General features: G+C 68.4%; 22 protein-coding genes and 1 tRNA gene. 6 read left to right on the top strand and 17 right to left on the bottom strand.

The window, feature by feature from the left end; genetic code table 11:
* Nucleotides 1–9: 9 nt before the first annotated feature.
* The gene (locus FCU40_RS04985; protein ID WP_168073292.1) at nt 10–969 is read left to right on the top strand and encodes a LytTR family DNA-binding domain-containing protein; all 960 of its coding nucleotides are present in this window, start codon (nt 10–12) and stop codon (nt 967–969) included.
* Here the strand turns inward: FCU40_RS04985 and astB are convergent.
* The 6 genes from astB to FCU40_RS04955 all read right to left on the bottom strand — a co-directional run bounded on the left by astB (nt 966) and on the right by FCU40_RS04955 (nt 12,106).
* Nucleotides 966–2,309, bottom strand: a complete 1,344-nt coding sequence (gene astB / locus FCU40_RS04980) for an N-succinylarginine dihydrolase (protein WP_168073290.1) — start codon at nt 2,307–2,309, stop codon at nt 966–968. The genes FCU40_RS04985 and astB overlap by 4 nt on opposite strands.
* A complete protein-coding gene (astD, locus tag FCU40_RS04975; protein WP_168073288.1) occupies nt 2,306–3,760 on the bottom strand; it encodes a succinylglutamate-semialdehyde dehydrogenase in 1,455 nt (484 codons plus the stop codon). Before astD ends, astB begins: the two co-directional genes overlap by 4 nt.
* Complete coding sequence (locus FCU40_RS04970; RefSeq protein WP_168073286.1) at nt 3,757–4,761, bottom strand: arginine N-succinyltransferase; 1,005 nt, start codon at nt 4,759–4,761, stop codon at nt 3,757–3,759. The genes astD and FCU40_RS04970 overlap by 4 nt, the downstream gene beginning before the upstream one ends.
* The gene (locus FCU40_RS04965) at nt 4,762–6,006 is read right to left on the bottom strand and encodes a hydrolase (RefSeq protein ID WP_004620659.1); all 1,245 of its coding nucleotides are present in this window, start codon (nt 6,004–6,006) and stop codon (nt 4,762–4,764) included. It abuts the gene before it with no gap.
* A 101-nt stretch (nt 6,007–6,107) separates the two neighbouring features.
* Nucleotides 6,108–10,229, bottom strand: a complete 4,122-nt coding sequence (locus FCU40_RS04960) for a translocation/assembly module TamB domain-containing protein (protein ID WP_168073332.1) — start codon at nt 10,227–10,229, stop codon at nt 6,108–6,110.
* 92 nt (nt 10,230–10,321) lie between these two features.
* Entirely contained in the window at nt 10,322–12,106 is a 1,785-nt protein-coding gene (locus tag FCU40_RS04955; RefSeq protein ID WP_168073284.1) for an autotransporter assembly complex family protein, read from the bottom strand.
* Between the two features lie 255 nt (nt 12,107–12,361).
* On the opposite strand from FCU40_RS04955, the gene FCU40_RS04950 reads away from it, so the two are divergent.
* Genes FCU40_RS04950 through FCU40_RS04940 form a run of 3 tightly spaced genes read left to right on the top strand, consistent with a single transcriptional unit; the run spans nt 12,362 to nt 15,827 of the window.
* Complete coding sequence (locus FCU40_RS04950; RefSeq protein ID WP_168073282.1) at nt 12,362–13,891, top strand: circularly permuted type 2 ATP-grasp protein; 1,530 nt, start codon at nt 12,362–12,364, stop codon at nt 13,889–13,891.
* The gene (locus FCU40_RS04945) at nt 13,888–14,835 is read left to right on the top strand and encodes an alpha-E domain-containing protein (RefSeq protein WP_168073280.1); all 948 of its coding nucleotides are present in this window, start codon (nt 13,888–13,890) and stop codon (nt 14,833–14,835) included. Before FCU40_RS04950 ends, FCU40_RS04945 begins: the two co-directional genes overlap by 4 nt.
* Nucleotides 14,836–14,846: 11 nt before the next feature.
* Complete coding sequence (locus FCU40_RS04940) at nt 14,847–15,827, top strand: transglutaminase family protein (protein WP_004620664.1); 981 nt, start codon at nt 14,847–14,849, stop codon at nt 15,825–15,827.
* A gap of 3 nt (nt 15,828–15,830) precedes the next feature.
* Here the strand turns inward: FCU40_RS04940 and FCU40_RS04935 are convergent, their stop codons facing one another.
* The 6 genes from FCU40_RS04935 to FCU40_RS04910 form a co-directional block, all read right to left on the bottom strand.
* Nucleotides 15,831–16,187 (bottom strand): PilZ domain-containing protein, encoded by a 357-nt coding sequence (locus FCU40_RS04935; protein WP_035017400.1) that lies wholly within the window; start codon nt 16,185–16,187, stop codon nt 15,831–15,833.
* A 104-nt stretch (nt 16,188–16,291) separates the two neighbouring features.
* Nucleotides 16,292–17,311, bottom strand: coding sequence for a sulfate/molybdate ABC transporter ATP-binding protein (locus FCU40_RS04930; protein ID WP_168073278.1), 1,020 nt, complete (start codon nt 17,309–17,311; stop codon nt 16,292–16,294).
* A 14-nt stretch (nt 17,312–17,325) separates the two neighbouring features.
* Nucleotides 17,326–18,180, bottom strand: a complete 855-nt coding sequence (gene cysW / locus FCU40_RS04925; RefSeq protein ID WP_168073276.1) for a sulfate ABC transporter permease subunit CysW — start codon at nt 18,178–18,180, stop codon at nt 17,326–17,328.
* Nucleotides 18,180–19,064, bottom strand: a complete 885-nt coding sequence (gene cysT / locus FCU40_RS04920) for a sulfate ABC transporter permease subunit CysT (RefSeq protein WP_168073274.1) — start codon at nt 19,062–19,064, stop codon at nt 18,180–18,182. Before cysT ends, cysW begins: the two co-directional genes overlap by 1 nt.
* Nucleotides 19,065–19,249: 185 nt before the next feature.
* Nucleotides 19,250–19,393: a hypothetical protein gene (locus tag FCU40_RS04915; RefSeq protein WP_168073272.1), complete on the bottom strand. Its 144-nt coding sequence runs from the start codon at nt 19,391–19,393 to the stop codon at nt 19,250–19,252.
* A gap of 312 nt (nt 19,394–19,705) precedes the next feature.
* Nucleotides 19,706–19,780: transfer RNA gene (locus tag FCU40_RS04910), tRNA-Lys, on the bottom strand.
* A 127-nt stretch (nt 19,781–19,907) separates the two neighbouring features.
* On the opposite strand from FCU40_RS04910, the gene FCU40_RS04905 reads away from it, so the two are divergent.
* Complete coding sequence (locus tag FCU40_RS04905; protein WP_168073270.1) at nt 19,908–20,594, top strand: hypothetical protein; 687 nt, start codon at nt 19,908–19,910, stop codon at nt 20,592–20,594.
* Here the strand turns inward: FCU40_RS04905 and tgt are convergent.
* The gene (gene tgt, locus FCU40_RS04900) at nt 20,588–21,703 is read right to left on the bottom strand and encodes a tRNA guanosine(34) transglycosylase Tgt (RefSeq protein WP_004620671.1); all 1,116 of its coding nucleotides are present in this window, start codon (nt 21,701–21,703) and stop codon (nt 20,588–20,590) included. The two genes, FCU40_RS04905 and tgt, sit on opposite strands and share 7 nt — an antisense overlap.
* On the bottom strand, nt 21,703–22,803 hold the full coding sequence (gene queA / locus FCU40_RS04895) for a tRNA preQ1(34) S-adenosylmethionine ribosyltransferase-isomerase QueA (RefSeq protein WP_168073268.1): 1,101 nt from the start codon (nt 22,801–22,803) through the stop codon (nt 21,703–21,705). Before queA ends, tgt begins: the two co-directional genes overlap by 1 nt.
* A gap of 165 nt (nt 22,804–22,968) precedes the next feature.
* On the opposite strand from queA, the gene FCU40_RS04890 reads away from it, so the two are divergent.
* Nucleotides 22,969–23,949: an endonuclease/exonuclease/phosphatase family protein gene (locus tag FCU40_RS04890; RefSeq protein WP_168073266.1), complete on the top strand. Its 981-nt coding sequence runs from the start codon at nt 22,969–22,971 to the stop codon at nt 23,947–23,949.
* Between the two features lie 58 nt (nt 23,950–24,007).
* Here the strand turns inward: FCU40_RS04890 and FCU40_RS04885 are convergent, their stop codons facing one another.
* From FCU40_RS04885 to FCU40_RS04875, 3 genes are all read right to left on the bottom strand, one after another.
* Nucleotides 24,008–24,475: a peptidylprolyl isomerase gene (locus FCU40_RS04885; RefSeq protein ID WP_004620676.1), complete on the bottom strand. Its 468-nt coding sequence runs from the start codon at nt 24,473–24,475 to the stop codon at nt 24,008–24,010.
* Nucleotides 24,476–24,575: 100 nt separating this feature from the next.
* A complete protein-coding gene (locus FCU40_RS04880) occupies nt 24,576–25,448 on the bottom strand; it encodes a peptidylprolyl isomerase (protein WP_168073264.1) in 873 nt (290 codons plus the stop codon).
* The gene (locus tag FCU40_RS04875) at nt 25,445–26,287 is read right to left on the bottom strand and encodes a peptidylprolyl isomerase (RefSeq protein ID WP_168073262.1); all 843 of its coding nucleotides are present in this window, start codon (nt 26,285–26,287) and stop codon (nt 25,445–25,447) included. Before FCU40_RS04875 ends, FCU40_RS04880 begins: the two co-directional genes overlap by 4 nt.
* Nucleotides 26,288–26,329: the final 42 nt, after the last annotated feature.

The raw sequence follows: 26,329 nt of genomic DNA, 5'->3' as shown, positions 1-26,329 counted from the left end.
GCGTCCGGCTTGAAAAACGACGCCAAGGACCTGCGTCGCGGCGTCGCCGACCGCCAAGCGCCTCGGGATCAACGGACCCTGGCTGGGACGACCGGAAAGCCAATGGGGGCGACCGGCGCGCTTTTCGGGATAACCGGCGAGGACCGTCTGTGGATGGGCCGCGCTTGGCTTCTAGGCGTCGCTCTCGTCTGGGCGATCGCGCTGGTGAACGTGCTGACGATCCAGCATGACGCGCCGCGTCTTGGTCTTGTCCGCCCAGCGATCTGGGAGACGAGCAGCACGCTCGTCACGATCTTCGTTTTCCTGATCCCCGGCGCCATGGCGCTTTGGATGGTGAAACGCCGCCCACGATGGTGGCGGGCCGCGCCGGCCCACCTCATCGCCGTCCTGCTTTATTCGGCGCTTCACGTCGCCAGCTTCGTCGCCATTCGCAAGCTATGCCATTCAGCGCTGCTCCACGAACGCTACGTGTTCGGCCCCCTGTCGACGGAATTCCCCTACGAATTCCGCAAGGACATGATGTCCTACGCGCTGGCCATGATCATCTTCTGGCTGGCGCTGCAGCGCAGCGCCCATAAGCCGCGGGAGCTCCCTCTCCCGGCCGCGCCGCCCACGTTCGACATTCAGGATGGCGCGCGGCGGCTCCGCGTTCCGGTCGCCGAGATTCTCGCGGTTCGCTCGGCCGGGAACTATGTCGAGTTCGTGCTAGCGGACGGCCGCCGTCCGCTGATGCGCGCGTCCCTGGCGGCGGTGCTGGGGGACCTCGCCCCTCACGGCTTCGTCCGCTGCCACAAGTCGTGGGGGGTCAATACGACCAGGATGACCGCGCTTAGATCGGAAGGCTCGGGCGACTATGCCGTCGAACTCGGCGCGGTGACGGCGCCGCTGTCGCGCCGCTTTCCCGAGGCCCTGGCCGCGCTGCGCAAGGATGGCGCGTCGGCCAAAAGCTCCACCGCGGGGGCGATCTAAGTCCCGTTCCGCTGGAAGGGATAGAAATCCGCGCCCAGGCCCAGGATGCCGACAAGCTCGTCCAGCGCCTCGCGGCTCTCGATCAGCAGGTTCGGATCGGCCAGGTCGGCGGGAGCCAGGCGGTCGCGATAGCGCCGCTCGACCCAGTCGGCCAGGGTCGCGTGCAAGCCCGGAGTGAACCGCTGGGCCGGGTTGGCCGCCGCGAGCTCTTGGTCGGTCAACACCACCCGCAGTCGAAGGCAGGCCGGACCGCCGCCGTTACGCATGCTCTGACGCACGTCGATGTAGTCGACCCTTCCGATCGGTCCATTGGACGACGCCAGGCTCTCGGCCACCGCGTGGGCGCGCGGATTGTCCCGCGTCTCGGCCGGCGCCAACAGCACCAGACGGTCCTCGCCAGGAACCACCAGCAGCTGCGAATTGAACAGATAGCTGGCCACCAGATCGGCCATCGGCAGGTCGGCCTCGGACACCTCGACGAAGACCGGTTCGAACAGTCCCTCGGCGGCCGCGCGAACCTGACGCTCCATCCCGGCGCGATCCTCGAAGGCGCGCTCGTGGAAGAACAGGCACTCGCGCGTGCCGACGCAGACCACGTCGTTATGGAAGGCCCCTCCCGCGATCGCCGCCCTGCCCTGCCGAGGAAAGACCGCCCGCGCCGCGCCGTGGCGCCGCTGAACCGCCTCGAACGCCTCGCGGGTCTGACGCGCCGGAAACGCGCCGTCCCATCGCTCCCAGGCCTCGCGCCCCCAGACGAACAGGTTCACGCCCGGCGCGCCGTGCTCGGCGCAAAGACGAACGTGGTTGGCCGCGCCCTCGTCGGCGAAATGCGGCTGAGCCGGCAGAGGCTCGTGGACGGCGAAACGCGTCTCGTCCGCGAACAGGCGACGAAGGGATCGACGGGTTTGCGGCCCCTCGAGGCTGCGGTGCAGGTTGGTCAGCAGGTTGGCCGGCGTGAAGTGGACGCGACCGTCGGCGGCGTCGGCGCTGGGGGTCACGGTCGCGGCGTTGGCGGCCCACATCGGCGAGGCCGAGCAGGACGCCGCCGCCAGGGCCGGCGCGACCTTCCAGGCGCTCTCGAGAACGGCGCCGTCGTTCCCGGAAAAACCCAGCGCTCTCAAAAGGCTTACGGCGGGACGCTCATGCGGCGGCAGCACGAACTGGGGTACGCCCAGGTCGTGAAGGCGGCGCATCTTCCAGAGCCCCTCCAGCGCGGCCGCGCGCGGGTTGGACACCTCGCCGGCGTTCTTCTGGCTGGCGAGGTTCCCGGGCGACAGGCCGACGAAGGAGTGGGTGGGCCCGACCAAGCCGTCGCAATTGGCCTCGACGGCGAAGGTCATCCTCGCAGCCCCTTGATATCCTTGAACGTATCGACCACCGCCTCGGCCTCGAAACTGGCCACCGGATAGGCGCAGTAATCCGCGGCGTAGTAGGCGCTGGGTCGATGGTTGCCCGAAGCGCTCAGCCCGCCGAACGGCATCGAGCCCGCCGCGCCGGTGGTCGGCCTGTTCCAGTTCACCACGCCCGCCCGGATGTGCTTGAGGAACTGGTCCCACCGCCCGGCTTCGTTGGAGATCAATCCGGCCGACAACCCGTAGCGCGTGGCGTTGGCGGTCTTCAGCGCCGCGTCGAAGTCCTTCACGCGGCGCACCTGCAGCCAAGGGGCGAACAGCTCCTCATCCGGGATGTCGACGCCGGTGACGTCGATCAGACCGGGCGTCACGAAGGCCTCGCTCAGCCCCTCGACCGCGCCCAGCGATCGAATGGGCTTGCCGCCCATCGCGCTGGCCGTCGCGCGGGCGGCGTTGGCGGCGCGGGCCGAGATCAGCGGGCCCATAAAGACTTCGTCCTGGCCGTTCCACGCACCGATCGACAGGCGGTCGGCCAGAGCGGCCGTCGCCTCGATTACGGCCTGGCCGAAGGCGTCGTCGGGAACGATCAGCCGCCGCGCGCACGAGCAGCGCTGGCCGGTGGTGATGAAGGCCGACTGCGCGACCAGGGCCGCCACGGCATCCGCGTCTTCGGCGTCCCAGACCACGAGCGGATTGTTGCCCCCCAGCTCCAGGGCCAGGATCACGTCGGGCCGGTCGGCGAAGTGGCGGCGGAAGAAGGCCCCGGCCGCGGCCGAGCCGGTGAACAGCAGGCCGTCGATCTCCTGATTGATCAACGCCTGGCCCGTCTCGCGGCCGCCCTGAACCAGATTGACGACGCCCGCCGGAACGCCGGCGGCCTCCAGCGCCTCGACCATCAGTTGGCCGGCCAGGGGCGTTTCCTCGGACGGCTTGAAGACAACGGTGTCGCCCGCCAGCAGGGCCGGCACGATGTGGCCATTAGGCAGGTGACCGGGGAAATTGTACGGTCCCAGCACGGCCATCACCCCATGGGCGCGGTGGCGCAGCACGGCGCGGCCGAACGGCATGGCGTTTTCGGTTACCCCCGTGCGCTCATCATACGCGCGGATCGAGAGTTCGACCTTGCCGGTCATCGAGCCCAACTCGGCCTTGGTCTCCCACAGCGCCTTGCCGGTCTCGCGGCTCAAGGCCTCGGCGAAGGCGGGCGCCCGCTCGGTCAGGACCTCTTTGTAGCGGCGCAGGACCGCGATCCGCTCGTCGCGGGAACGGTCCGCCCAGCCGGGGAAGGACCGGCGCGCGGCGGCCACGGCCTCGGCCACGTCGCCCTGGCTGGCGGTCGCGCCGCGCCAGACGGCCTCCTCGGTCGCCGGATCGATGGAGACCAGCTCCGCGCCCTGGCCCGAACGCCACTTGCCGTCGATGAACAGTCCGCCGCTCATGCCTTCACCCGCACCATTTCGCCTTCGGAAATTCCCAGCGCGTCCAGCGCCTCGCGGCCCAGGATCGCCGCCTCGCCGTCGATCAGCACCGGGGTCCGCACGGCGCGAAACCGCGCGACCTCGCCGGTCGAGACCAGCGCCTCCTCGCCGAACGCGTCTTCGCCCAGCCTGACCCGCAACCGCCGGGAATCGCGAACCGTCCGGATGTCGTCGCGCGGACAGGCCACGGTCGGACCGGCGTCGAACAGGTCCACTAGGCCCTGGTAGCGGAAGCCCTCGCGCTCCAGCATGGCGCGGGCGGCCTCGCCATCGCGGTGGACGCGGCCGATCACGTCCCGCGCCTCGACAGGCATCAGCTCGGTATAGATCGGGTGTCGCGGCGCCAGGTCGAGAATGAACTGCCCATCGGTCGAGGCGCTCATTCGGTCGGCCTGATCGAAGTCGAGACGGAAGAACTTGTGCGAGACGTGCTCCCAGAACGGACAGCGACCGTCTTCGTCGAACCAGCCGCGCAGTTCGGCCAGCACCATCTCCGCGAAGCGCTGCGGCTCGATGCCGATCAGCATGTAGCGCGACTGGGCCAGCAGACGCCCCGCGCCGCCCTTGCGCTTCTCCGGGCGCAGGAACAGCGAGCCGACCTCCGACCAACCGGCGCATTCGTTCACCAGCACCAGGGCCTTGTGGTCGAACCGCATGTCCAGCACCGGCGACGACTGGGCCAAGGTCACGACCCGGAACGAGAAGTGGGGGCGCTTCAGGCCAACGCCCGCCTTCACCCCGGCCACGCCCTCGATCGAGCCCGTCTCCAGGTCTTCCAGCATCAAGGTGTACCAGGCCTCGGGCGGCGCCACGCCGGCCTGGAAGCTGGCTTCCGAGAGATCAAGGCGCGCGCGCAGCGTCGGCTCGTCCTCGGGCAGGCTGGTGAAGCCGCGCCCCGACAGCACGGCTAGCTCCATCAGAGCGTCGAAGTCGCCGGGACCGGCGGGACGGACGACGAGCATTCAGTGGGTCTCCATCGCGCTATGGATGGCCCGGGCGTCGATCTCGCCGCTGGCCAGCTTCATCAGGATCAGGGCCGAAAGCTGCGCGCGCTCGACGAAGCTCTCCGGCCAGGCGTGCTCGGCCTCGCTGTGGATGTCGCCGCCGCGCACCCCCAGGGTGTCGACGTTCGGCAGGCCCGAGGCGAACAGGTTGTTGCCCTCGCATACGCCGCCGGACGGCTTCCAGGCAATGTCCTGACCCAGCAGGGCGCCGACGTCCTTCACCGCCCCGAACAGGCGCTGCTGAGCCGCGTTGAACGGCTTGGCGCCTCGGGTGATCATGCCGTGCAGATGCGCGTGCAGGTCCTCGCCGGCCTCTGCGACGATGCGGGCGACCTCGGCCTCGAACCACGTGGCGGCCTCCGCCTCCGGGAAGCGGACATTGAAACGAACCACGGCGACGTCCGGCACCATGTTCAGCGGCGCCCCGCCGTCGATCCGCGCGACATTGACGGTGACGCCGTCGCGCTGGCCATTGAGGGCGTGCAGCTTCTCGGCCATCCGCGCCGCGCCGATCACGGCGTTGCGGCCGGCGGCGAAATCGCGGCCGGCGTGGGCGGCGCGGCCCCGGACCACGATGTGGAAGTTGCCCGATCCCTTCCGCGCCGAGGCCAGGGCCCCGTCCGCCAAGGCCGGCTCGTAGGTCAGGCCCACATGCCCTTCCCGCGCGAACCGGGCCAGAACGGGGCCCGAGGCGATCGAGCCGATCTCCTCGTCGGGCGACAGCAACAGGCGATAGCCGACATTCGCCGCGTCCGGGCAGCCTTCGAAGGCTTCCAGCGCCGCCAGCATGACCGAGATGCCGCCCTTCATGTCGGCGATTCCCGGGCCATGCAGCGCGCCGTCGGGGCGCGTGCGGACGACCTGGAAGGGGCTCGTCTGCGGATAGACGGTGTCGTAGTGGCCGGTCAGCACAACCTGCACCGGCGCCTCGGGTCGGACGATCACGGCGAGCGACGGCGGATGGTGGAATTCGCTCTCGCGTCCCTCGGCGGTGATTTCGCGAGACGCCGATAGCGGGATATCGATCGGCGCGGCGGGCAGAACCGCGGCGGCGTCCAGCAAGATCCGCCTCTGGCGCTCCAACCCTTCGAAGTGCCGACTGCCCGAGTTGACGGCGCACCACGCCACGGCGCGGTCGATAATCCGCCCGCCGTCGCGCGCGATGCGGTCCAGCACCGCGCGATCTTCCGAATTGAGTCGCATGAAACGCCGATCCTCCCTCAGTCACGATAACCAAGGGCCGCGGGCAAATCGTTGTCGCCTCCCAAGAGGAAACCGATCGCCCGCGCAACAGCCTTGCTGGATTAGTAGTCCTTTCGCCAGCGAACGGAAAGCTTGGCGTCGTTCTGGCTGCCGATCCGCGAGACGAGCGACAGCGTGCGGCGAACCCGCCACTCGACCTGCGCCGCCGGTCCCTCGCGCCCCCCGCCGATGATTTCGACATAGACGTCGTCGGTCACGTACTTTCCGCCGGCCACCGTCATGCCCGTGGCGCTCTCCGCGAACGCCAGGCGATCCAGCCGGGCGAAGCTGCGCAGATTGCCGATCACGTCGAAGCCGCCGCCGCCGGCCAGCGCGGCCAAAGCCGAAGCCAGTTGAGCGGCCTCGATTGGCGTCAGCTGAGCGGCCGAGGCGCCAAAGAGCACCTGGCTCAGCACCTCGTCGCTGGGCAGTTCGGGCTTGGAGGTCAGGGTGATCTCGGGCTTGGCCGCGGTGCCCTGGATCTTGACCACCGCCGTCAGCGCCGTGTCCTGACGCGTGGCCGACAGGTTCAGGCGAATATGATCCAGCTGGGTGGACAGATAGACCACCCCGTCGTCGTCGAACTCGAACCGCTTGCCGGCGAAGTCGTATTCGCCGCGCACCATCCGCGACACGCCGGTCAGGGCGGGCGCGAGAGAGGTGCCGCCGACATGGGCGTCGAGCGACAACTCCACGTCGAGACCGCGCCCGCGCACGAACACCCGGCGCGGCGCCTTCAAGTCGAGGTCGAGGATCATGCCGCCCGTCGTCGGGCGACGCTGCAGGCCCTGGTCCAGGTCCAGCGGGCGGTTGCGTTCGACGACATCCATGGCCACGACGCCGGCCGGCGTCCTGGTCTGGGCCGAGACGTCGGCGCGGTCCAGCGTCACCGCCCCGGTCAGCTTGATCTTGCCGTCGGCGGAGCGATTGACGCTGGCCTGGCCCGTGGCGACCGCCGAGGCCAGGTCGTTGTCGATCAAACGGAAGCTCTTCATGTCCAGCTTGAAGCTGCCGACGCCGTCGCGGGCCAGGCTGATCCGTCCCGCGCCCGAGACCGTGCCGCCCTGCCCGTCCTCGCCGATGGCCTGACTGACATCGATGGCGTTGTCGGCGAGGGCCGCGCGCAAGGTGACATTGCGCAGGCGCAGACCCGACTGGCCATCCTCGAAGCCGCCGCTATCCAGCGTCGCCGAACCGATCAGGCGCGGGTCGGCCAGGGTGCCGCCCAGGCTGGCCTGCAGATTGATCCGCCCCGACAGCGACCGTTCGGGTCCCATCAAGAGGTCCCAGAGCGGCTTGATCTCGCCCTGGGCCATGAAACGCCCCTGCACCCCGCGCTTCTTGTCGATCATCAGGGTCAGCGGCTTAGCCGAAGCCTCGACCGGCAGCACCAGATTGGCCTCGGCCTTCAAACCCTGGCGGTTGTCGCCGTCGAAGCCGATGGTCAGCCGGCGGTCGGCCAGTTCGCCGTGGACCTTGGCGTTCAGGGACTGGTCGATCCTGGCGCCCCGCTCGCGAGCGTTGGACAGACGCATGGTGAAGTCGCCGCCGAGCACGTCTCCCTGACCATGCAGGTTGAACGAACCGTCGATATCGCCATCCAGGTCGGGATCGAAGGCCGTCAGGGTCACGCCGCTCAGTTCGGCCTTCAGCATGGCCACCGCGCCGCCCAGGTCGGCGTCGATATCCGCGCGGCCCTTGTCGATGGCCAGGCGCAGACGGGCCTGGGTCGGGCCGTCGCCGAACCGGATCTTGGCGGCCTCGCGGGTCTTGACCTCGGTTCGCCCCATCTTGCCGGAGGCGTTTAAGGTCAGGTCATAGATCTTGCCGCCCGGGTTCTGCGCCAGCTCGCCCGCGCCGCCCAGCTTCCAGAAGCCGCCGGGCGCCTCGCCCCGCGCGTCGATCGACAGCGGCAGACGCGCCAGCGGCCCATCGGCGCGGATGCGCGCCTGACGCAGCTTCCATTCGCCCGCCGCGACATCCTGAGCGGTGAGATCCAGGGTCGCGACCGGACCGCCGCCTCCCGGCGCGTCGACCAGCTTGGCCGAGCCCTTGACCTGACCTTGCGGGATAAAGGCCCCCGGCCCGATGGCTACCGTCAGATCGGCCGTCGCCGGCATGGCGTTGCGAAGCGAGACCGCGCCCTTGGCCTTGGCCCCGCCGGCGTCGACATCCACATCGCTGAGCTCGATGCCGCCTGGCGAAAAGCGGAAGGACGCGCGTCCTCGGGCCGGACCATAGTCGCTGGTCGCCTGCAGCGCGGCCGCGCCGTCCGTGGCGTTGGGGCCGTGCGCGAAGGTCAGGGTCAGATGCGCCTTCTTCAGCGGCAGGCGCGGCAGGTCGATGGAGTCGAAATCGGCGTTCAGATCGACCTTGGGCGTCGACAGGGCGCCGCCGACCCTGCCGTCGCCCGCCGCCTTACCGGCGATCTCGACCGGACCAGCGACAAACGGCCCCGCCGCGGTCCAGTCCAGCTTGAAGTCCAGACCCAAGCCCTGGGCCGTCAGCTTGCCGGACGACTTCACCGAGGCGTTGGTCCCGTCCAGTCTCGCGTCCGAGACCGTCAGCACGCCGTCGTTCCAGCTCGCCTTGCCGTTGAAGCGCGGCGCGGCGCCCAGCAACCGATCGATCTCGGCATAGCCGGTGGCGAAGCCCGCGGCCTGGCTGTCCACCGTGAAGCCCCACGGCCGCCCGGCGAAGCTGGACGCGGTCCACTTGGCGAGCAGAGAGCCCTTCGCGCCGGGCCGGACGGGCCCCATGCTAGCCACGCGCATCTCGCCGTCGAAGGTCAGGCCGCCCAGGATGGCGCGCTCGCCCTTGCCGGTGACGATCAGGTTCGGCGCATCGATCCGCGCGGCCTTGATCAGGAAACGGCCGCCCTTGATCCGCGCGCCCTCGAACGTGGCCTTTGGACTGGGCCCCAGCAGGGCCAAAAGGCCCGTGCCGCCGCCGCCCGAGGTCGCGGCCTCGGCCTTGATCTCCAGCTCGCCCTTGGCCCAGCGGACCTTGGCCGGCCCCTTGGCGCGCTTGAGGTGATAGCCCAACAGTTCCAGGTCGGCGACATCGGCGGTCCCCTCCACCGAGAAGCCGCCGTCCTCCAACCGGAAGACGCCGTCGGCCAGGCCCTGGCCCATTTGCGGAATGGAGACGATGCGCTTCAGCGCGCCGATGCGGGCATTGAAGGCCAGCCCCTGCGGTCCCGTGCGACGCTTGGCCAGATCGGCCAGGCCATGGGCGTCCAGCGTCAGGTTCTCGGCCCGAATCCGTAAGACCAGGGCCGAGAGGCCGTCCGCGGTCGCCTTCTGGCCGTCGATCGTGAAGTTCGCCTCGGCGCCGAACATGCGCTGCAGACGCTGGGTCAGGCTGGAAGCGCTCAGGTCCACGCGACCGCGCGCGGACCCGCCTTGCGGCGTCCAGGCGCCTTGAGCCTCGAGCGGCGTCGCGCCGCCGGACCGCGCGACGACATCGAAGGTCGCGCGATTGGTCTTTCCATCCGCCTTGGCCTTCAGATCGAATGGACGATTGGCGGGCAAGCCCAGGGCGCCGGCGATCGCTCCGCCATTAGCCTCCTGAGCGTCCGCCTTCAGATGCAGCGTCTCGCCGCGGCCCAAATCGAAGTCGAGATTCAGATGATCGCCGGCGTGGAGACGCGACGACACCGCCAACTGCCCCTTCTGCCCACCCAGCCTCGCCATGTCATAGGCGCCGGAGACATCGAAATCGCCCGCTTGGCCGCTGAACTCCGGTCGCGTGAGCAGGCGGAAGGCGAAGGCGTCGAGGTCGATCGAGAGCGGCGCGGCGCTGGACTTGCCCGCCGGGCCCATGACGGGGCGCCGCAGGATCGAGACGTCGCGCGCGGCGATTTGTTCGGCGTGGAACCGACGGCCGAATAGCTCGGTCGGTCGCCAGGCCACGCGCAGATCGTGCGCCTCCAACCAGACGCCTCTGGGGTCGGAGATGGTCAGGCGCCGGACGCCGAAGTCCTTCCAGATATCCCCCGACAGGCCTTCGATGCGCAGGACGCCGATACGCCCCAGTTTCAAGCCCGAGACGCGGGCCTCCAGGAACATCCGGCCCTGCGGCGTGATCGGGGCGTAGCGAAGACCGCCGGCCATGATGATCAGAACGCCCGCGAAGATGGCGGAAACAATGAGGGCGATCCCGCCCCAGCCCAGTTTCTTCACCGCGGCTTGAGCGACCTCGGCCGCGGCCTCGCCCGCCGCCTCGGCGGCGTGAACGACCGTGTCCGTCAGATCGGGCTTGTCGTGTTCCCGGCTCAAAAGCTTTGCCCGATGCTGAGATAGATCTGGAAGGTCGGGTCGCCCTTGCGGCGGCCCAGCGGGGCGGCGATGTCGGCGCGGATCGGGCCGAAGCCCAGGTCATAGCGCACGCCGAAGCCGGCGCCGGCCTTGAAATCCTCTCTTTGAGGCGTCGTGTGGGTGCCGATGGCCCCGGCGTCGACGAACACCACGCCGCTCCAGCGCTGCGTGACCTTCTGGCGCAACTCGACCGAGGTCTCGACCAGCGAGATGCCGCCTTGCGGGGTATTGTCGGCCAGACGCGGACCAATGGCCTGATAGGCATAGCCGCGCACCGATCCGCCGCCGCCGGCGTAGAAGCGCCGCGCGGCCGGCACGTCGGGAATGCCGCCGCCCAGAATGGCGCCCAGCTTCACCCGCGAGGCCAGCACCGTGCTGGCCTGGGATCCGAACGGGATATAGGCCGTCCCCTGGGTGGTCAGCTTCAGGAACGGCAGGTTCGTGTCGCCGACCACATAGATGGGTTCGGCCCGGGCTTCGAGACGCCAGCCGCGCTTGGGGTCGAGGATGCTGTCGGAGAAATCCAGGGCATAAGCCGCCAGACCCGCGAAGGTGGCCAGGTTCAGGCTGCGTCCAGCCACGGTCCCGGCGGCGTTAACCTTCTCCTTGGTCTGCGAGAGATCCAGCGAAACGCCAAAGGTTCGATAGGAGGTGATCTGCTGACGCTTGGTCACGTCGACCCCGATCGTGGCGCCGGTTTCGTTATAGGCGGAGGTGTCGGTGCGGAACACGGCGCTGGTCAGCTTCAGCGTCTGTTGCGGCCGCCGCCAGTGCGGCAGCGACAGATCGGCCTCCAGCCGCTGCTCCAACTTGGCCAATCGGGCGATATAGGTCGTGGTGTCGGCGCGGCGAAGGCGGTTGTAGCGGATCCAGCGAGCGTCGACGCCCGAGCCCTCGCTGGTCGAATAGCCGGCGCCCAGTTCGACGGTCCGCGACTTGCGATCGGCCAGGGTCACGACCACAGGGCGGAAGCCGTCCGCCGTGGCCTTGTCCTCGCCGGCGACGGAGACCGCGATCGAGTCGTAGACGCCGGTGTCGCGAAGGCGTCGCTCCAGCTCGGCCACGTCCTCGGGGTCATAGATATCGCCCGCGCGCCAGGTGGCCAGATGGCTGACCCAAGCCGGATTTGTGCGCCCCTTGGTCACGACGTCGATACCGTCCAGATGGACCAGCGGACCGGCGTCGATCTTGAAGGCGGGACGAACCGTGTGATCCGCGTGGTCGACGATGACTTCGCGCGGTTGGGCGACCGCGTCCGCATAGCCCAGCTTCTGGATCTGGGCGACCACCCGTCCCTCGGCGCCGACCACGTCGGCGGACCGTCCCGGCTCGCCATCGCCCAGGTGCATGGCCAGAACGGCGCGCTGGGCGCTGCCCTCGTCGGGCGCCTTGCCCGCCCAATCGATGCGGGGGTCGGCGATGACGAACAGTGGTCCGGGCGTGATGCGGACCACGCCGCGCGGCGGATCGCCGTCCAGCACGTCGGGCTCGACGGTATAGCCGTAATAGCCCTCCGCGCGGAGCACCGCGATGGCGTCCTCGCCGGCCTGGCGAGCGCGACGCCGAGCCTCGGCGCGGCTTTGAGCGGGATGCTTGGATTGCGTCAGGGCGCGCTGGATCGCCTCGCGCAGGCTCTTGTCCTCGACGCCCTGGATCTGGGCCATCGGCTCGTCGGCGAAGGCGCTGGTCGCCAGAAGCCAAGTCACAGCCGTCAAAGCCAGGGAGTACCGCCCAAGCACCAAATCACGTTCCCCGCGCTAAGCGCCCCCGTTCCTGCTGTAGTCCGGGGTCGGCGCTGTGTCACGACCGGAAATGTAACGAGCGCACGGACGCCGACGCTTCTCAAACGGGGCGATTGGCGCCCAAATGATAGGCAGTCGTGCGCATCCGCGCGGCGGAGGTCGAATCCCGCCGCGCCCGAAACATGCGACGTTTAGTGTCGAATCGGCTCGATCCTCCCGGAACGAGCCCAAGGCGAAGACAACACGGAAAGAAACGTGGCGGCGAAGACCCAGACCCTAGAGGGCGCACCGACCCTGCCGATGACCGAAGCGGCCTACCTGCCGGGGGTGGCCTATGACGAGATGTTCACGCCCCAAGGGGACGTCCGGCGACACTATGATCCGCTGCACGCGCGCATGTCGACGCTGGGCGCCGAGGAACTGGCGGGCCGCCAGCGCACGCTGGAGCGCTCGTTCCTGCTGCAGGGCATCACCTTCACGGTCTATGGGGCGGAAAACACCACCGAGCGGATCATTCCGACGGATCTCTTTCCCCGCATCATTCCGGCCGCGGAATGGTCGAAGATCGAGGCGGGCCTGACCCAGCGACTGCAGGCGCTGAACCTGTTCCTGGCCGACATCTATGGCGACCAGCAGATCCTGATGGACGGCGTCGTGCCGCGCGAGCTTGTCCTGGGCGCGCCATCGTACCGGCGCGAAATGCAGCACCTCTATGTGCCGCACAAGGCCTACGCCAATGTCTGCGGCAGCGATCTTATCCGCCAGCAGAACGGCGAGTTCGCGGTGCTGGAGGACAATCTGCGGGTCCCGTCCGGCGTGTCCTACATGCTGGCCAATCGCGACGCGGCCAAGCGAACCTTCCCGGGCACCTATCGCGCCGCCGGGGTGCGGCCGGTCGAACGCTATCCGGACCTTCTGCTGTCGACGCTGAAGAGCATGGCCGCCGGCTGGCGCGCCGAGCCTCAGGTCGTGGTGTTAACCCCTGGCGTCTATAACAGCGCCTATTACGAGCACGCCTATCTCGCCCGCTTGATGGGCGTACCGCTGGTCGAGGGCCGCGATCTGGTGGTGCACGAGAACATGGTCCACATGCGCACGACCACGGGCTTGCGCCGGGTGGACGTGATCTATCGCCGGGTCGACGACGATTTCATCGATCCCCTCACCTTCCGGCGTGACAGCTCCCTGGGCGCGGCGGGCCTGTTCAACGCCTATCGGGCCGGCAACGTGGTCATCTGCAACGCGCCGGGCACGGGCGTCGCCGACGACAAGGCCGTCTACGCCTATGTCCCGGACATCATCCGCTACTATCTCGACCAGGATCCGATCCTGCCCAACATCGAGACCTTCCTCTGCCGCGAGCCGAGGCAGTTGCAGCACGTGCTCGGCAACCTGGACAAGTACGTGGTCAAGGCCGTCGGCGCCTCGGGCGGCTATGGGATGCTGGTGGGACCACACGCCAGCCAGACGGAGCGCGACGACTTCGCCAAGGCGATCAAGGCCGATCCGGAGAACTACATCGCCCAGCCGACCATCCAGCTGTCGACGGCCCCATGCCTGATCGACGGCCGGATCGAACCACGCCACGTCGACCTGCGCCCCTTCATCCTGTCCGGCGAGAAGACCATCGTCACCCCCGGCGCCCTCACCCGCGTGGCGCTGAAGCGCGGCTCGCTGGTCGTCAATTCCAGCCAGGGCGGCGGCAGCAAGGACACCTGGGTGCTGGCCGAGGAAAATGGTCACGCCCACGGAAATGGCGTCGGTCAGGGGAGCGCGCGCTCATGATGTTGGCTCGAGTCGCCGACAGCCTTTACTGGCTGGGCCGGTACATCGAACGCGCCGAGCACCTCTCGCGCCTGTCCTCGGTGATGTTGAACGCCACCCTGGACCAGACCGAGTCCGGCGCGCAGGCCGTGCTGATCGCCTTAGCCGCGGTGGGCGAGCCGGGCGATGGCGCGGGCGTGGCCTCCTACGAGGCCGCTCGGGCTCTGGTGCTGAACCGCCAGGACCCGAATTCGGTGGTCTCGTCCCTGGCCCGCGCGCGCGAGAACGCCCGACAGGTCCGCGACCAGATCACGACGGAGGCCTGGGAGCGGCTGAACCTGCTCTACCTCAAGGTCACCGATCCCCAGGTGGGCAAGGAGTTCAAGGACGCGTCCAGCACCTTCCTGCACGACGTGATCGCCGACCTTCATCTGTTCAAGGGCGCGGCCGACACCACCATGAGCCATGGCGAAAGCTGGCGGTTCATGATGCTGGGCATCCATATGGAACGCGCCCAGCTGGTCTCGCGCCTACTGGAGGTCTGCTTCGCCAAGACCCCCGCCGACCGCCAGGTCGACGACCACGTGGCCCTGGTCAGCGTGCTGCGGATGGCCTGCGCCCTGGAACCGTATCTGCGGGTCTACACCGCCGAGATCGAGCCCCGGCATATCCTGGAATTCCTGGTCTTCGACGAGGACTTCCCTCGCTCGATCCGCTTCGCCACCGCGCAGATCGAACAGCACCTGGCGGCGCTGGCCCGCCGGGTCTCCGCCGGCGAGCGCGCCGGGCCCGAACGCCTGGCCGGCCGCCTGAAGGCCCGCCTGGAATATGCGGATGTCGACGAGCTGGAAGCCGTCGGCGCCGGTCCGCTGCTGACCACCGTCGTCAACGAATGCGCGCGTATCCACGAAGCGATCTACGAGACCTTCGTGGCCTATCCGCTCGAAATGCGCCTGCCCGCCTAAGGTATACGCCCGTGCTCTTGGAAATCCGCCACGTCACCCAGTATCACTATGAGCGTCCCGTTCGGGAAAGCTTGATGGAGCTGTGGATGCAGCCCCAGAAGACCGCGCGCCAGCGCCTGGTGAGCTTCGAGCTGGACATCGAGCCGGCCGCGCAGCTGTTCTCTTACGCCGACAGCTTCGGCAACGCCGTCTATCATTTCGACGTCCCGCAACCGCATGACAAGCTGACCATCATCGCCCGCTCGGCGGTCGAGACCGAGGCGCCGCCCGAACGGCCCGCGCATCTGGACATGGGCGAATGGGACCGCCTGCGCAGCGAGTTCGTGCGGGGCGAGTGCTTCGACTTCCTGCGGCCGCACGGCTTTGTCGAGACGACCGACGCCCTGCGCGCCTTCGTCGCCAACCACGACCTCGACGCTTTAAAGCGGAAAGACCCGCTGACCGCCGTCCGCGTCCTTTCGGAAACCATCTACGGCGCGTTCGAGTACCAGCCGGGCGTCACCGACGCCGACAGCCCGATCGACCTGGCGCTGGGCGTGGGACGCGGCGTCTGTCAGGACTTCGCCCACATCATGCTGGCCATCTGCCGCGACTGGGGCGTGCCGGCCCGATACGTCTCGGGCTATCTGTTCACGGACCGCGACCAGGGCGACCGCTCCGATCCCGACGCGACCCACGCCTGGGTCGAGGTGTTCCTGCCCAGCCTGCGTTGGGTCGGTTTCGACCCGACCAACAACATGATGGCCGGCGAGCGCCACGTGGCCGTGGCGGTGGGACGCGACTATGCCGACGTCACGCCGTCGCGCGGTGTCTACAAGGGCGACTCCGAAAGCCAGCTGGCGGTCGGCGTTTCGGTGCGGCGCGCCAGGGCCGCCGTGGCCGAGCCGGAATTCATGCGCATGGCTCGCCCCAACTTCGCCGGCGGCCGGCGTCGCCCCGACGCGGCGCTACGCGAAGACCTGCATCAGCAGCAACAACAGCAACAACAGTAGTTCCTACCGAGGACCGTCCGACGCCGGGCTGGCGGCGAACTTGCGCGCGATCTCGAGCGCTCCCGCCGCGCCGCCGGCTCGAGGGCCAATACGCTCGGTTCGCAGAAACTGCACGCCGACCTCGGCGCCGGACCGCCACACCACTTGAGCCAGGTGCACGCGACGTCCGCCCGCGTCGACGAAAACAAACTGATCCGGCGGCGAGGCGCTTCCGGCGGTCGACAGGCGCGCGCCCTTCTCCGCCACGTCCAGCAACGAGCACTTCCAGGAGCGCGGATCATCGACGACGTAGATCTTGCGCGCCGCCGGCATACGGGGATGCGCGCGGCGTTCCGCGCCCGAAGGCTCGACCATCACCATGCGACCTTTAGAGCTCCCGCCGACCGAAGACCGCGCCGCGACCGCGCCCCGTGCTGGGGTCGAACCGCGATAGCCTTCGCGGGAAGCTTAACGGCAGAAGTTCCTTAAGCGGCGTAAACGTGCGCCTTACGCGCGCTGATCCTGACCGTGCCCGCGAAACGGGCGGCCTCGGCGCGCGAAGCGCTGATCTCCAGCGGTCTGCCGTCCAAGGTCGTGGCGTTGACCGTGGTCAAGGCGCCCTGCACGTGAGCGCGATCGACCCGCACCTCGAAGCCCGCGTCGTCCAGTACGAAGTCATGCGGACGCACATAGGCCGTCGCGGAACCGTCGCGCAGACCCGAAGCCGGCAATTGCAAGGCCCCGGCGCTGAAACGGCCATCGCCGACCCGCCCGTCGAAGCAGTTGGCCTCCCCCACGAAGCCGCAGACGAAGGCCGTCTCGGGCTCTTCGTGCACCTGGTCGGGCGTGCCGATCTGCTCGATCTGGCCCTTGTTGAGGATGGCCACCCGATCGGCCAGCTCCAGGGCCTCCTCCTGATCATGGGTGACGAAGATCGTGGTGACGCCCGTGGCGTCGTGCACGCGCCGCAACTCCTTGCGCAGCGACTTGCGAACCGTGGCGTCCAAGGCGCCGAACGGCTCGTCCAGCAACAGCACGCTGGGCTGAACGGCCAAGGCGCGCGACAGGGCCACGCGCTGGCGCTGACCGCCCGACAGCTGCGAGGGATAGCGCTTGCCCAAGCCCTCCAGCTCAACCAGCTTCAGCAGCGCCTCGACCCGGCGGCCGATCTCGGCCTTGTCGGGCTTGTCCTTGCCCTTACGCACGTCCAGACCGAACGCGATGTTCTTGGCCACGGTCATGTGCTTGAACAGCGCGTACTGCTGAAACACGAAGCCCACGCGCCGCGCTGCGGCCGAGGCGAAGGTGACATCCTCGCCGTCGAACAGGACCTGCCCCGCGTCCGGGAACTCCAGGCCAGCGATCGTGCGCAGTAGGGTCGTCTTGCCCGAGCCCGACGGCCCCAGCAGCGCCAGAAGCTCGCCGTCGGCGATCTCGAGGTCCACCTTGTTCAGGGCCGGATAGCGGCCGAACTTCTTTTCGATCGAGCGGATGGAGATGGTCATGGTCTTCGGTCCGTTCAGTGTCCGCCGCGGCCGCGCACGCCGGGCTGGGCGACTTCCAGCGCCGTCTTCAGAACCAGCGTCACCACGGCCAGAAGGCAAAGCAGGGCCGCGACGGCGAAGGCGCCGACGAAATCGTACTCGTTGTAGAGGATCTCGACGTGCAGCGGCATGGTGTTGGTCAGGCCGCGAATATGGCCGCTGACCACCGACACCGCGCCGAACTCGCCCATGGCCCGGGCGTTGCACAGCAGAACGCCATACAGCAGACCCCAGCGCACGTTCGGCGCGGTCACGCGCCAGAAGGTCGTCAGGCCGCCAGCCCCCATCGAAACCGCCGCCTCCTCCTCGCTCGTTCCCTGCTCCTGCATCAGCGGGATCAGTTCGCGGGCGACGAACGGGAAGGTCACGAAGATCGTGGCCAGCACGATCCCCGGCACGGCGAAGATGATCTTCAGGTCATGATCAAGCAGCCATTCCCCGAACCAGCCCTGCAGGCCGAACACCAGCACGTAGATCAGGCCGGCCACCACGGGCGAGACCGAGAACGGCAGGTCGATCAGGGTGATCAGGAACGCCTTGCCCGGGAAGTCGTGCTTGGCGATGGCCCAGGCGGCGCAAAGGCCGAACACGGCGTTGAACGGAACGGCGATGACGGCGGTCAGCAGGGTGAGCTTCACCGCCGCCAGGGCGTCGGGATTGGTGATCGCCGCCAAGGCCGCCCCCGCGCCCTTGCGCAGCGCCTCGACGAAGACCGCGACCAGGGGCAGCACCAGCACCAAGGCCAGGAACAGCATCACCACGCCTATGATCACCGCCTTGGCCCAGGCCGGATCATCCGTGGCGCGGCGATGGGAACCGACGGCGCGCATCAGTCGAACCTCCGCGACCAGGCCTGGATGGCGTTGATGACCAGCAGCATCGTGAAGGACACCGCCAGCATGACCACCGCGATCGTCGCCGCCCGCTCATACTCGAACTGTTCCAGCTGGATGATGATCAGCAGCGGCGCGATCTCGGACTTGTAGGGCATGTTGCCGGCGATGAAGATCACCGAGCCGTACTCGCCCACCCCGCGGGCGAAGGCCATGGCGAAGCCGGTCAGCCAAGCCGGCGCCAGGGCGGGCAACACCACGCGGGCGATGGTCTGCAAACGGTCCGCGCCCAAACTGGCGGCGGCCTCTTCCACATCCTCGGCGGCGTCGCGCAGCACCGGCTCGATGGTGCGGACGACGAACGGAAGGCCGATGAAGGTCAGGGCGATGACCACGCCGACCGGATTATAGGCCGCCTTTATCCCAAGCGGCGTCAGGAACTGCCCCACCCAGCCCCTCGGCGCGTAAAGGGTGGCCAGGGCGATACCCGCCACCGCGGTCGGGAGGGCGAACGGCAGGTCGACCAGGGCGTTGACGATCGTCTTGCCCGGAAACTCGTAGCGGACCAGCGCCCAGGCGGTCAGAACGCCAAACACGCCATTGACCGCCGCCGCCACGAAAGCGGCGCCGAAGGTCAGGCGATAGGCCGCCAGGCTGCGATCATTGAAGGCCGCGGCCCAGAAGGCCTCCGGCGACTGGTGCGCGGCCTTCAGGGCCACGGCGGTCAAAGGGATCAACACGATCAGCGACAGGATCGTCAGGGTGACGCCCATGCTGAGACCGAAGCCCGGTATGGCCGAGCGACGACGGAAAAAAGGCCGCCTTCCCGGTGGTCTAGGCGGCGGTGGCGACGGCCGGCTGGCGGCGGTGTCGGCGGTCATCGGCTGATCGTCGTCCTGGGTCCGGGCTCGCCACATGGCTCTAGTGAAACTTGAACGTGCGGAACCGAGACCGGCTCCCGCGACGCTATGAAACCTGAGCCGCTTAAATCCCTACTCCAATTATGGGGCAAATGAGAAAACCGGAGTCGGCCTGGGAGAAAAACTGGCGAAGCGCTCCGCATCGCTCAAGCGGCGATCTCCCGAAGCGCCCGGACCAGCCCTTGGGCGAAACGGGCCGCGTCGAACAGCGGCGTCGCCAGCACACGCTCGCGAAGGCCCGCCCGCAATTCTGAAAGCGCGCCCAAATCGCCTGCCTTGGCGATCGCCAAACTCACATAATCGTCGACGGAGTCCGCCGCCGAGTCCTCCAGGCCCGCGGTGCGGACTTCCGACGGGCTCGTCGCCCAACGGCCTGCGTAAGACCGGCGCGCGCCGCCTTGCCGAGGCCGACTGCACCCCGCACGCGATCGCGGCCGTAACAGGCCACGCTCGCTCAAGAAAGTTGAGCGCCACACGCGATCGGCCGCACAAGCCAACGGGTGCGGCGGTCGCGAGATTGGACGCAAAGTGGACGAGGACTGTCAAACCTCGCTGTCAAACCTTTCGCAAGGCTTTGAAAACATGCGCGTTTTGCATGTGATTGGTAGGCCGGCTGGGACTCGAACCCAGGACCATTCGATTAAAAGTCGAATGCTCTACCACTGAGCTACCGGCCCGCTCTCGATCCGGCGGGGGCCGGTGGAAGCGGCGCGGACCATAGTCGGGGGGCGCCCTGGTCGCAAGCACGGTTTCGCCGTTTTTGCGTAGGATAAAGGTAAAGCTGTGGGCGAGTCTGAGTGAGTCATGCGTAGAACCTTGCTTCTATGGGCCTCTTGCGGCGTCGCGCTGGCCGGCGCGGCGGCCGCGCGCCAGCTGGACGTTCCGCCTCCCAACGAAAAGATCCAGTCGACCGACCAGGCCAATCGGGAGGGAATCGCCGGCGCGATGACCGCGCCGCTGCGGGATGTGAACGTGGTGCGCACCAAGATTCCGCGCGTGCTGCTCGAAGCCATGGAGGATCCGTACCAGCGACCGGCGAAGGCCGACTGCAAATCGCTGATCGCCCTGGTCACGCCGCTGGACGCCGCCCTGGGCGAGGACATCGACCGCCACCCGCCCGCGCCGAACGAAGACCTCATGGACCGAGGGCGCAAGGCCGCTGGCGAAGCCGCGCTCGGCGCGGTCGCCAGCACGGCGCAGGATCTGATCCCGATGCGCAGCTGGGTTCGCAAGCTCACCGGCGCGGAACGCCACGATCGTCTGGTGCAGAGCGCCGTCGCCTCGGGCAACGTCCGCCGCGCCTATCTGAAGGGCCTGGGCGAGGCGCGAGGCTGCAACCCCCCCGCCACGCCCCAGCATAAGCCGCCCGCCGAGCCGCCGGTCGTCGATCCGGGCATGCCGCCGCCGCCCGATCCCTATGGTCCGCGCCGACCGCGCTTTCCGATCCACAAGGAGGAGGCGCCGACCCTGCCCCAGGGCCCGTCCTACTGAGACAGGTGGCGGGCGCGGAACTCGCGGCGGAACCGCTCGAAGCGGCCCTCGGCGATCGCCGCGCGCATCGCCGCCGTCAGCGCCTGGAAGAAGGCGATGTTGTGCCAGGACAACAACACCTGCCCCAGGATCTCCTCGGCCTTGAACAGGTGGCGCAGATAGGCCTTCGAATAGTCGCGACTGGCCGGGCAATCGCTGTCGGGATCCAGCGGCGATTCGTCCTCGGCGTACTTGGCGTTCTTCAGGTTTATGGGTCCATCCCACGTCCAGGCCTGGCCGTGACGACCCGAGCGGGTGGGTAGGACGCAGTCGAACATGTCGACGCCGCGCGCCACGGCCTCGACCAGATCGATCGGCTTGCCCACGCCCATCAGGTAGCGCGGACGGTCCTCGGGCAGCAGGCCCGGCGCGTAGTCCAGAACCTCGCACATCGCCTCGTGCCCCTCTCCCACCGCCAGACCGCCAATCGCGTAGCCGTCGAAGCCGATCTCGCGCAGGCGGTCGGACGACTCGCGACGCAGGGCCTCGAAGGTCGAGCCCTGCTGGATGCCGAACAGGGCCTGGGTGTCGCGCGTCCCAAAGGCGTCCTTTGAGCGCCGCGCCCAACGGGCCGAAAGCTCCATGCCCTTTCGCGCCCTCGCCTCCTCGGCCGGCCAGGCGACGCATTCGTCCAGTTGCATAACAATGTCGCTGCCCAGCAGGTCGGCCTGAATCTCGATCGAACGCTCGGGGGTCAGCACGTGCTTGGAGCCGTCCACGTGGCTGGAGAAGGTCACGGCCTCCTCGGTCAGCTTGCTGATCCCCGACAGGCTCATCACCTGGAAGCCGCCGCTGTCGGTGAGGATCGGCTTATCCCAGCGCATGAACTTGTGCAGTCCGCCCAGGCGCGCCACCCGCTCGGCCGACGGCCGCAGCATCAGGTGATAGGTGTTGCCCAGGATGATGTCGGCGCCGGTGGCCTTGACCTGATCGACGGTCATGGCCTTGACGGTCGCGGCCGTCCCGACCGGCATGAAGGCCGGCGTGCGGATGTCGCCGCGCGGCGTCTTCAGCACGCCCGTGCGCGCCTTGCCCTCGACGGCTTTGATCTCGAAGGGGAACGCGGCCATCAGGAGGTCTCGTCTTTGAACAGCAGGCTGCCGTCGCCGTAGGAGTAGAAGCGATAGCCGGTGGCGATCGCGTGCTGATAGGCCGCCCGCATGGTCGCCGAGCCGGCGAAGGCGCTGACCAGCATGAACAGCGTCGACTTGGGCAGATGGAAGTTGGTCATCAGCACGTCGGCGGCGCGGAAGCGGTAGCCGGGCGTGATGAAGATCGCCGTCTCGTCCGCGAACGGCCGCACCACACCATCCTCGCCGGTCGCGCTTTCCAGCAGGCGCAGCGAGGTCGTGCCGACGCAGACGATGCGCCCGCCCGCGGCGCGAACCGCGTTCAGCGCGTCGGCGACCTCGGCCGTCACCTGGCCGAACTCGGCGTGCATCCGATGCTCGGACACGTCGTCGGTCTTGACCGGCAGGAAGGTGCCTGCCCCCACGTGCAAGGTCACGAAATGCAGGGAGACGCCCTTTTGCTTCAGCGCCTCGAGCAAGTCGGGCGTGAAGTGCAGACCAGCCGTCGGAGCCGCCACGGAGCCGTCCTCCCGCGCATAGACGGTCTGATAGTCGGATCTGTCGCGCTCGTCCTCGCCCCGCTTGGCGGCGATATAGGGCGGCAGCGGCATGTCGCCGTGGCGGGCGACGCCGATATCGAGGTCGGGGCCCGACAGGTCGAAGGCCAGCACGACCTCGCCGCCCTCGTGCTTTTCGGCGATGGTGGCGTCCAGGCCGTCGAGCGCGCGGACGCGATCCTCGCGCGCCCCGAAGCTCACGCGGTCACCGATCTTCAGCCGCTTGCCCGGGCGCATGAAGGCGCTCCAGCGGTCCGGGGCGAGGCGGCGGTGCAGGGTCGCTTCGACCGCCACCGGCGCGCCATCGCCCCCGCCGGTCGCGCGCCCCTCGCGCAGACCTGAAAGGCGCGCGGGGATGACGCGGGTGTCATTGAAGACCAGGGCGTCGCCGGGCCTTAGGAAGTCCGGCAACTGGCGGACCACCTGGTCGGCTACGGGGTGTCCCGGACGCACGACGAGCAGGCGCGCGGCGTCGCGCGGCTCGACGGGCCGAAGGGCGATGCGGTCCTCGGGGAGGTCGAAATCGAAATCGGAAAGGCGCATGGGCGGGCTTCAAGCGCACGACGGGCCGCTCAGGTCAAGACACGCCTGCCCTATCCGTATGCTGATGGCGCCCCGCGCCCCGCCGTTTCCATGCGGTCAGCCCCGGTTTCGCCGGGCGGGAGAGACAACGACGCATCCTTTAAGGACCTGTGCTAAGGGCCGACCATGCGGTTGATCGTCCAGCTTCTGAGCCTTCTTGTTCGTGGCGCCGGCTTGATGCTGGGGCTAGCGGGTCTTGGCCTGGCGCTGGCCAGCCTTGGCGGCGCCTGGAGCGATCGACTCGACGCCCTGACCCATGCGGCGCCGCTGTGGCTGTTGATGGGCGTGGGCGCGGTCGCGCTAGGCGCGATCTTCGCGCGCGGCGGCGAGCGCTGGGCGATCGTCGGTCTGGGCGGCGGCGCCATCCTCGCCTGCGCCGTGATGATGCTGCCGGAATACTGGGCGGCCTGGCGCTTCAAGCCCGCCACGCCGGTCGAGAGCGACCTGAAGCTCGTCCAATTCAACGCCTGGCACGACAACCGCTCTCCAGAAACGGGGTTGGCCTGGGTCGAGGCCCAGAACGCCGACGTCGTGCTGATCGAGGAAGGCGCCGGCGGCGCCGCGCCGATCGTGAAAGCTCTGAAGGCCCAGTACCCGTACTCATCCTGCGACCGGGTCGCCGAGTGCGAGACCTGGATCTTTTCGCGCAAGACGATGCTGGCGCGCGGCGGCGTCCCCACCGACAAGCCGTTTCTCGCCGGGGCCTGGGCGACTCTCGCCGACGCCAAGGGCCCCTTCACCGTGATGGCCGTTCACTATACTTGGCCGATACCCGCCGGCCCGCAGCAAGCGCAGAGCCGCAAGCTCGTTCAGTTTCTGAGCCGGTTCGACAAGCGCGACACGATCCTGACCGGCGACTTCAACTCGACGCCGTGGTCGTTCTCGCTGAAGCGGCAGGACAAGGCCTTGGGCCTGCGCCGCTGGACCCGCGCCCTGGCCTCCTGGCCGGCCGGCCAGTTCTCGCGCTTGGCGGCCGCTCCCGCTCCGTTCCTGCCGATCGACCATGTCTATGCCGGAAGCCAGTGGCGGGCCGTGAAGATCGAACGCGGCCCCGCCGTGGGCTCGGATCACCGCCCCGTCGTGGTGACCCTCAGGCGGCTCCCGTAAGAAAACGGCCTCGGACCATGGTCCAAGGCCGTCTTGATGGTCGCGATGATGCCTGGCCTTAAGCGTCGGCGGCGATCTGGGCGCTGATGATCTTGCCCGGCGCGCGCGGCGGCTCGCCCTTGGGCAGGGCGTCGACGTTTTCCATGCCTTCGGTCACCTGCCCCCAGACCGTGTACTGCTTGTCCAGGAAGGTGGCGTCGTCGAAGCAGATGAAGAACTGGCTGTTGGCCGAATCCGGGTTCGGCGTGCGGGCCATCGAGCAGACGCCGCGCACGTGCGGCTCGTCGTTGAACTCGGCCTTCAGGTCCGGCTTATCCGACCCACCGCGGCCGGTGCCCGTCGGATCGCCGCCCTGCGCCATGAAGCCCGGGATCACGCGGTGGAAGACGACGCCGTCATAGAAGCCTTCCCGCACCAGTTCCTTGATCCGCGCCACGTGGCCCGGCGCCAGATCCGGACGCAGCTTGATGGTGACCGGACCGGTATCCAGGGTCAGGATCAGGGTGTTTTCGAGGTCGGCCGACATGGTCTTCCCTTGGGTGAAAAAGATGTGCCCGCGCTTCTAGAGCATTTTCCCAAAAGTGTGAAACGCACGGCGCTGGGCGGAACGGGACGCCAAGGCTCCGTCAACGGACCTCGACCGGCAGGTCGATGTCGCAGACCGAGAAATCGGCGCCCTTCAGAGCGCGCAGGCGCCTGGTCTCGGCGGCGAACCACGGCCCCTTGGGATCGATCACGCGGACCTTGGGGCGCTGACTCTCGGGAATGTCCGACAGCAGGCGCGCCTTCTGCATGACGTCCTGGGGCGGCGGCACGGGTTCGCCGACCTTGATGGCGCGGACGACGTCCAAGCCGCTGATCACCCGCCCGAACGCGGTGTAGCGCTTGTCCAGAGACGGATATGGCTGGCGCATCAGGAAGAACTGGCTGTTGGCCGAGTTGTTGTCCTCGTCGCGGGCCATGCCCAGCACGCCGGGGCAGTAGGTTCCCCACGCCGAGACCTTCTTGTCGCTGGTCATCTCGCTCCAGCTCCAGGCCTGGCTGACGACGGGCAGGGATTTCAGGTAGCCTACTTCAAGGCCGGCCGGCGCGGCCATCGGCACGAAGCCGGTGTCGGCGGCGCGCCGGAACGTGAACTCCGCCTTCAGGTTGGGCTTGGTCGAGCCGCCTTCGCCGGTGTTTTGAGGATCGCCGGTCTGGGCCATGAACCGGTCGATGACTCGAAAGAAGGTGCGGCCGTCATAAAATCCGGCGCGGGTCAGATCTCGCAGGCGCTGGGCATGGTTGGGCGCGACCTCCGGAATCAGTTCGACCAGCACGCGCCCCTTGTTGGTGTCGATCACCATCACCGTCTCGGGCGCGGGGGTTCGCCAGTCCTGTTCCGACGGCTTGGCCGGCAAGGACAGTTTGGCCGGCGGGGTCGGCTTGGCCGCGAGGGCCGGCGTGGCCAGGACCGCCAGGCAAAGCCCGGCCAGAAGCGCGCGCGAACGGGTCATCATTTCACCTGTACGGGAACGTCGACATCGCAGTTGGTGAAGCCGCCGCCCATCTCGCCCTGACGTTTGACGACCAGGGCCTTGAAGGCGGCTGAACGGGTGTCCATCACCTGGATCGAGGGGCGCTTGTCGGCCGGCAGGTCGGCCAGCAGCTTGACGCTGATCATCTTGTCCTGCGGATCTGGCACCGGCTCGCCGGTCTTGATGGCGCGCACGACGTCCAGACCCGAAAGCACCCGGCCAAAGGCGGTGTAGGTCTTGTCCAGCGAAGCGTTGGCCTGGCGCATGAAGAAGAACTGGCTATTGGCGCTATCGGGATCCCCGGCGCGGGCCATGCCCAGGACGCCCGAGCAGAAATTGCCCCAGGTCGCCACCTTGCGGTCGGCGGTCATCACGGCGAGCGCCGAGTTCTGGCTGGTCACCGGCAGCGACTTCCACCATCCCGCCTCGTTGGTTCCGACCTTGAAGCCCTCGGCCAGCGGCATGTCGGCCCCGCGGCGGAAGGTGAACTCGGCCGTCAGGTTCGGCTGATCCGAACCGCCCATGCCGGTGTTCTGCGGATCGCCCGTCTGGGCCATGAAGTCGCCAATCACGCGGAAGAAGGTCAGGCCGTTATAAAAGCCGCTCTTGACCAGCGCCCGCACGCGTTCGACGTGGTTCGGCGCGGCCTCCGGGTAGAGTTCGGCGATGATGCGGCCCTTGTTGGTCTCGACGACGATGACGTTGTTCGGGTCGGGCGTCCGCCAATCCGAGGCGGCCGGAACAGTCTGGGCCGAAGCCGCCCCAAAAGAGGTCGCGGCGGCGGCGAGCGCCAGCGCGGCGGCGGTGGTGGCGAGCTTCATCGAATTCCCCGAATAGAACAGTCGCGGCCGGGCGTAGAACGA

This window comes from Caulobacter sp. SSI4214 (assembly GCF_012184455.1).
Taxonomy (GTDB): Bacteria; Pseudomonadota; Alphaproteobacteria; order Caulobacterales; family Caulobacteraceae; genus Caulobacter; species Caulobacter vibrioides_E.
Note: the sequence above shows the minus strand (reverse complement) of the source record. Positions and strands in the feature narration are given on the sequence as shown.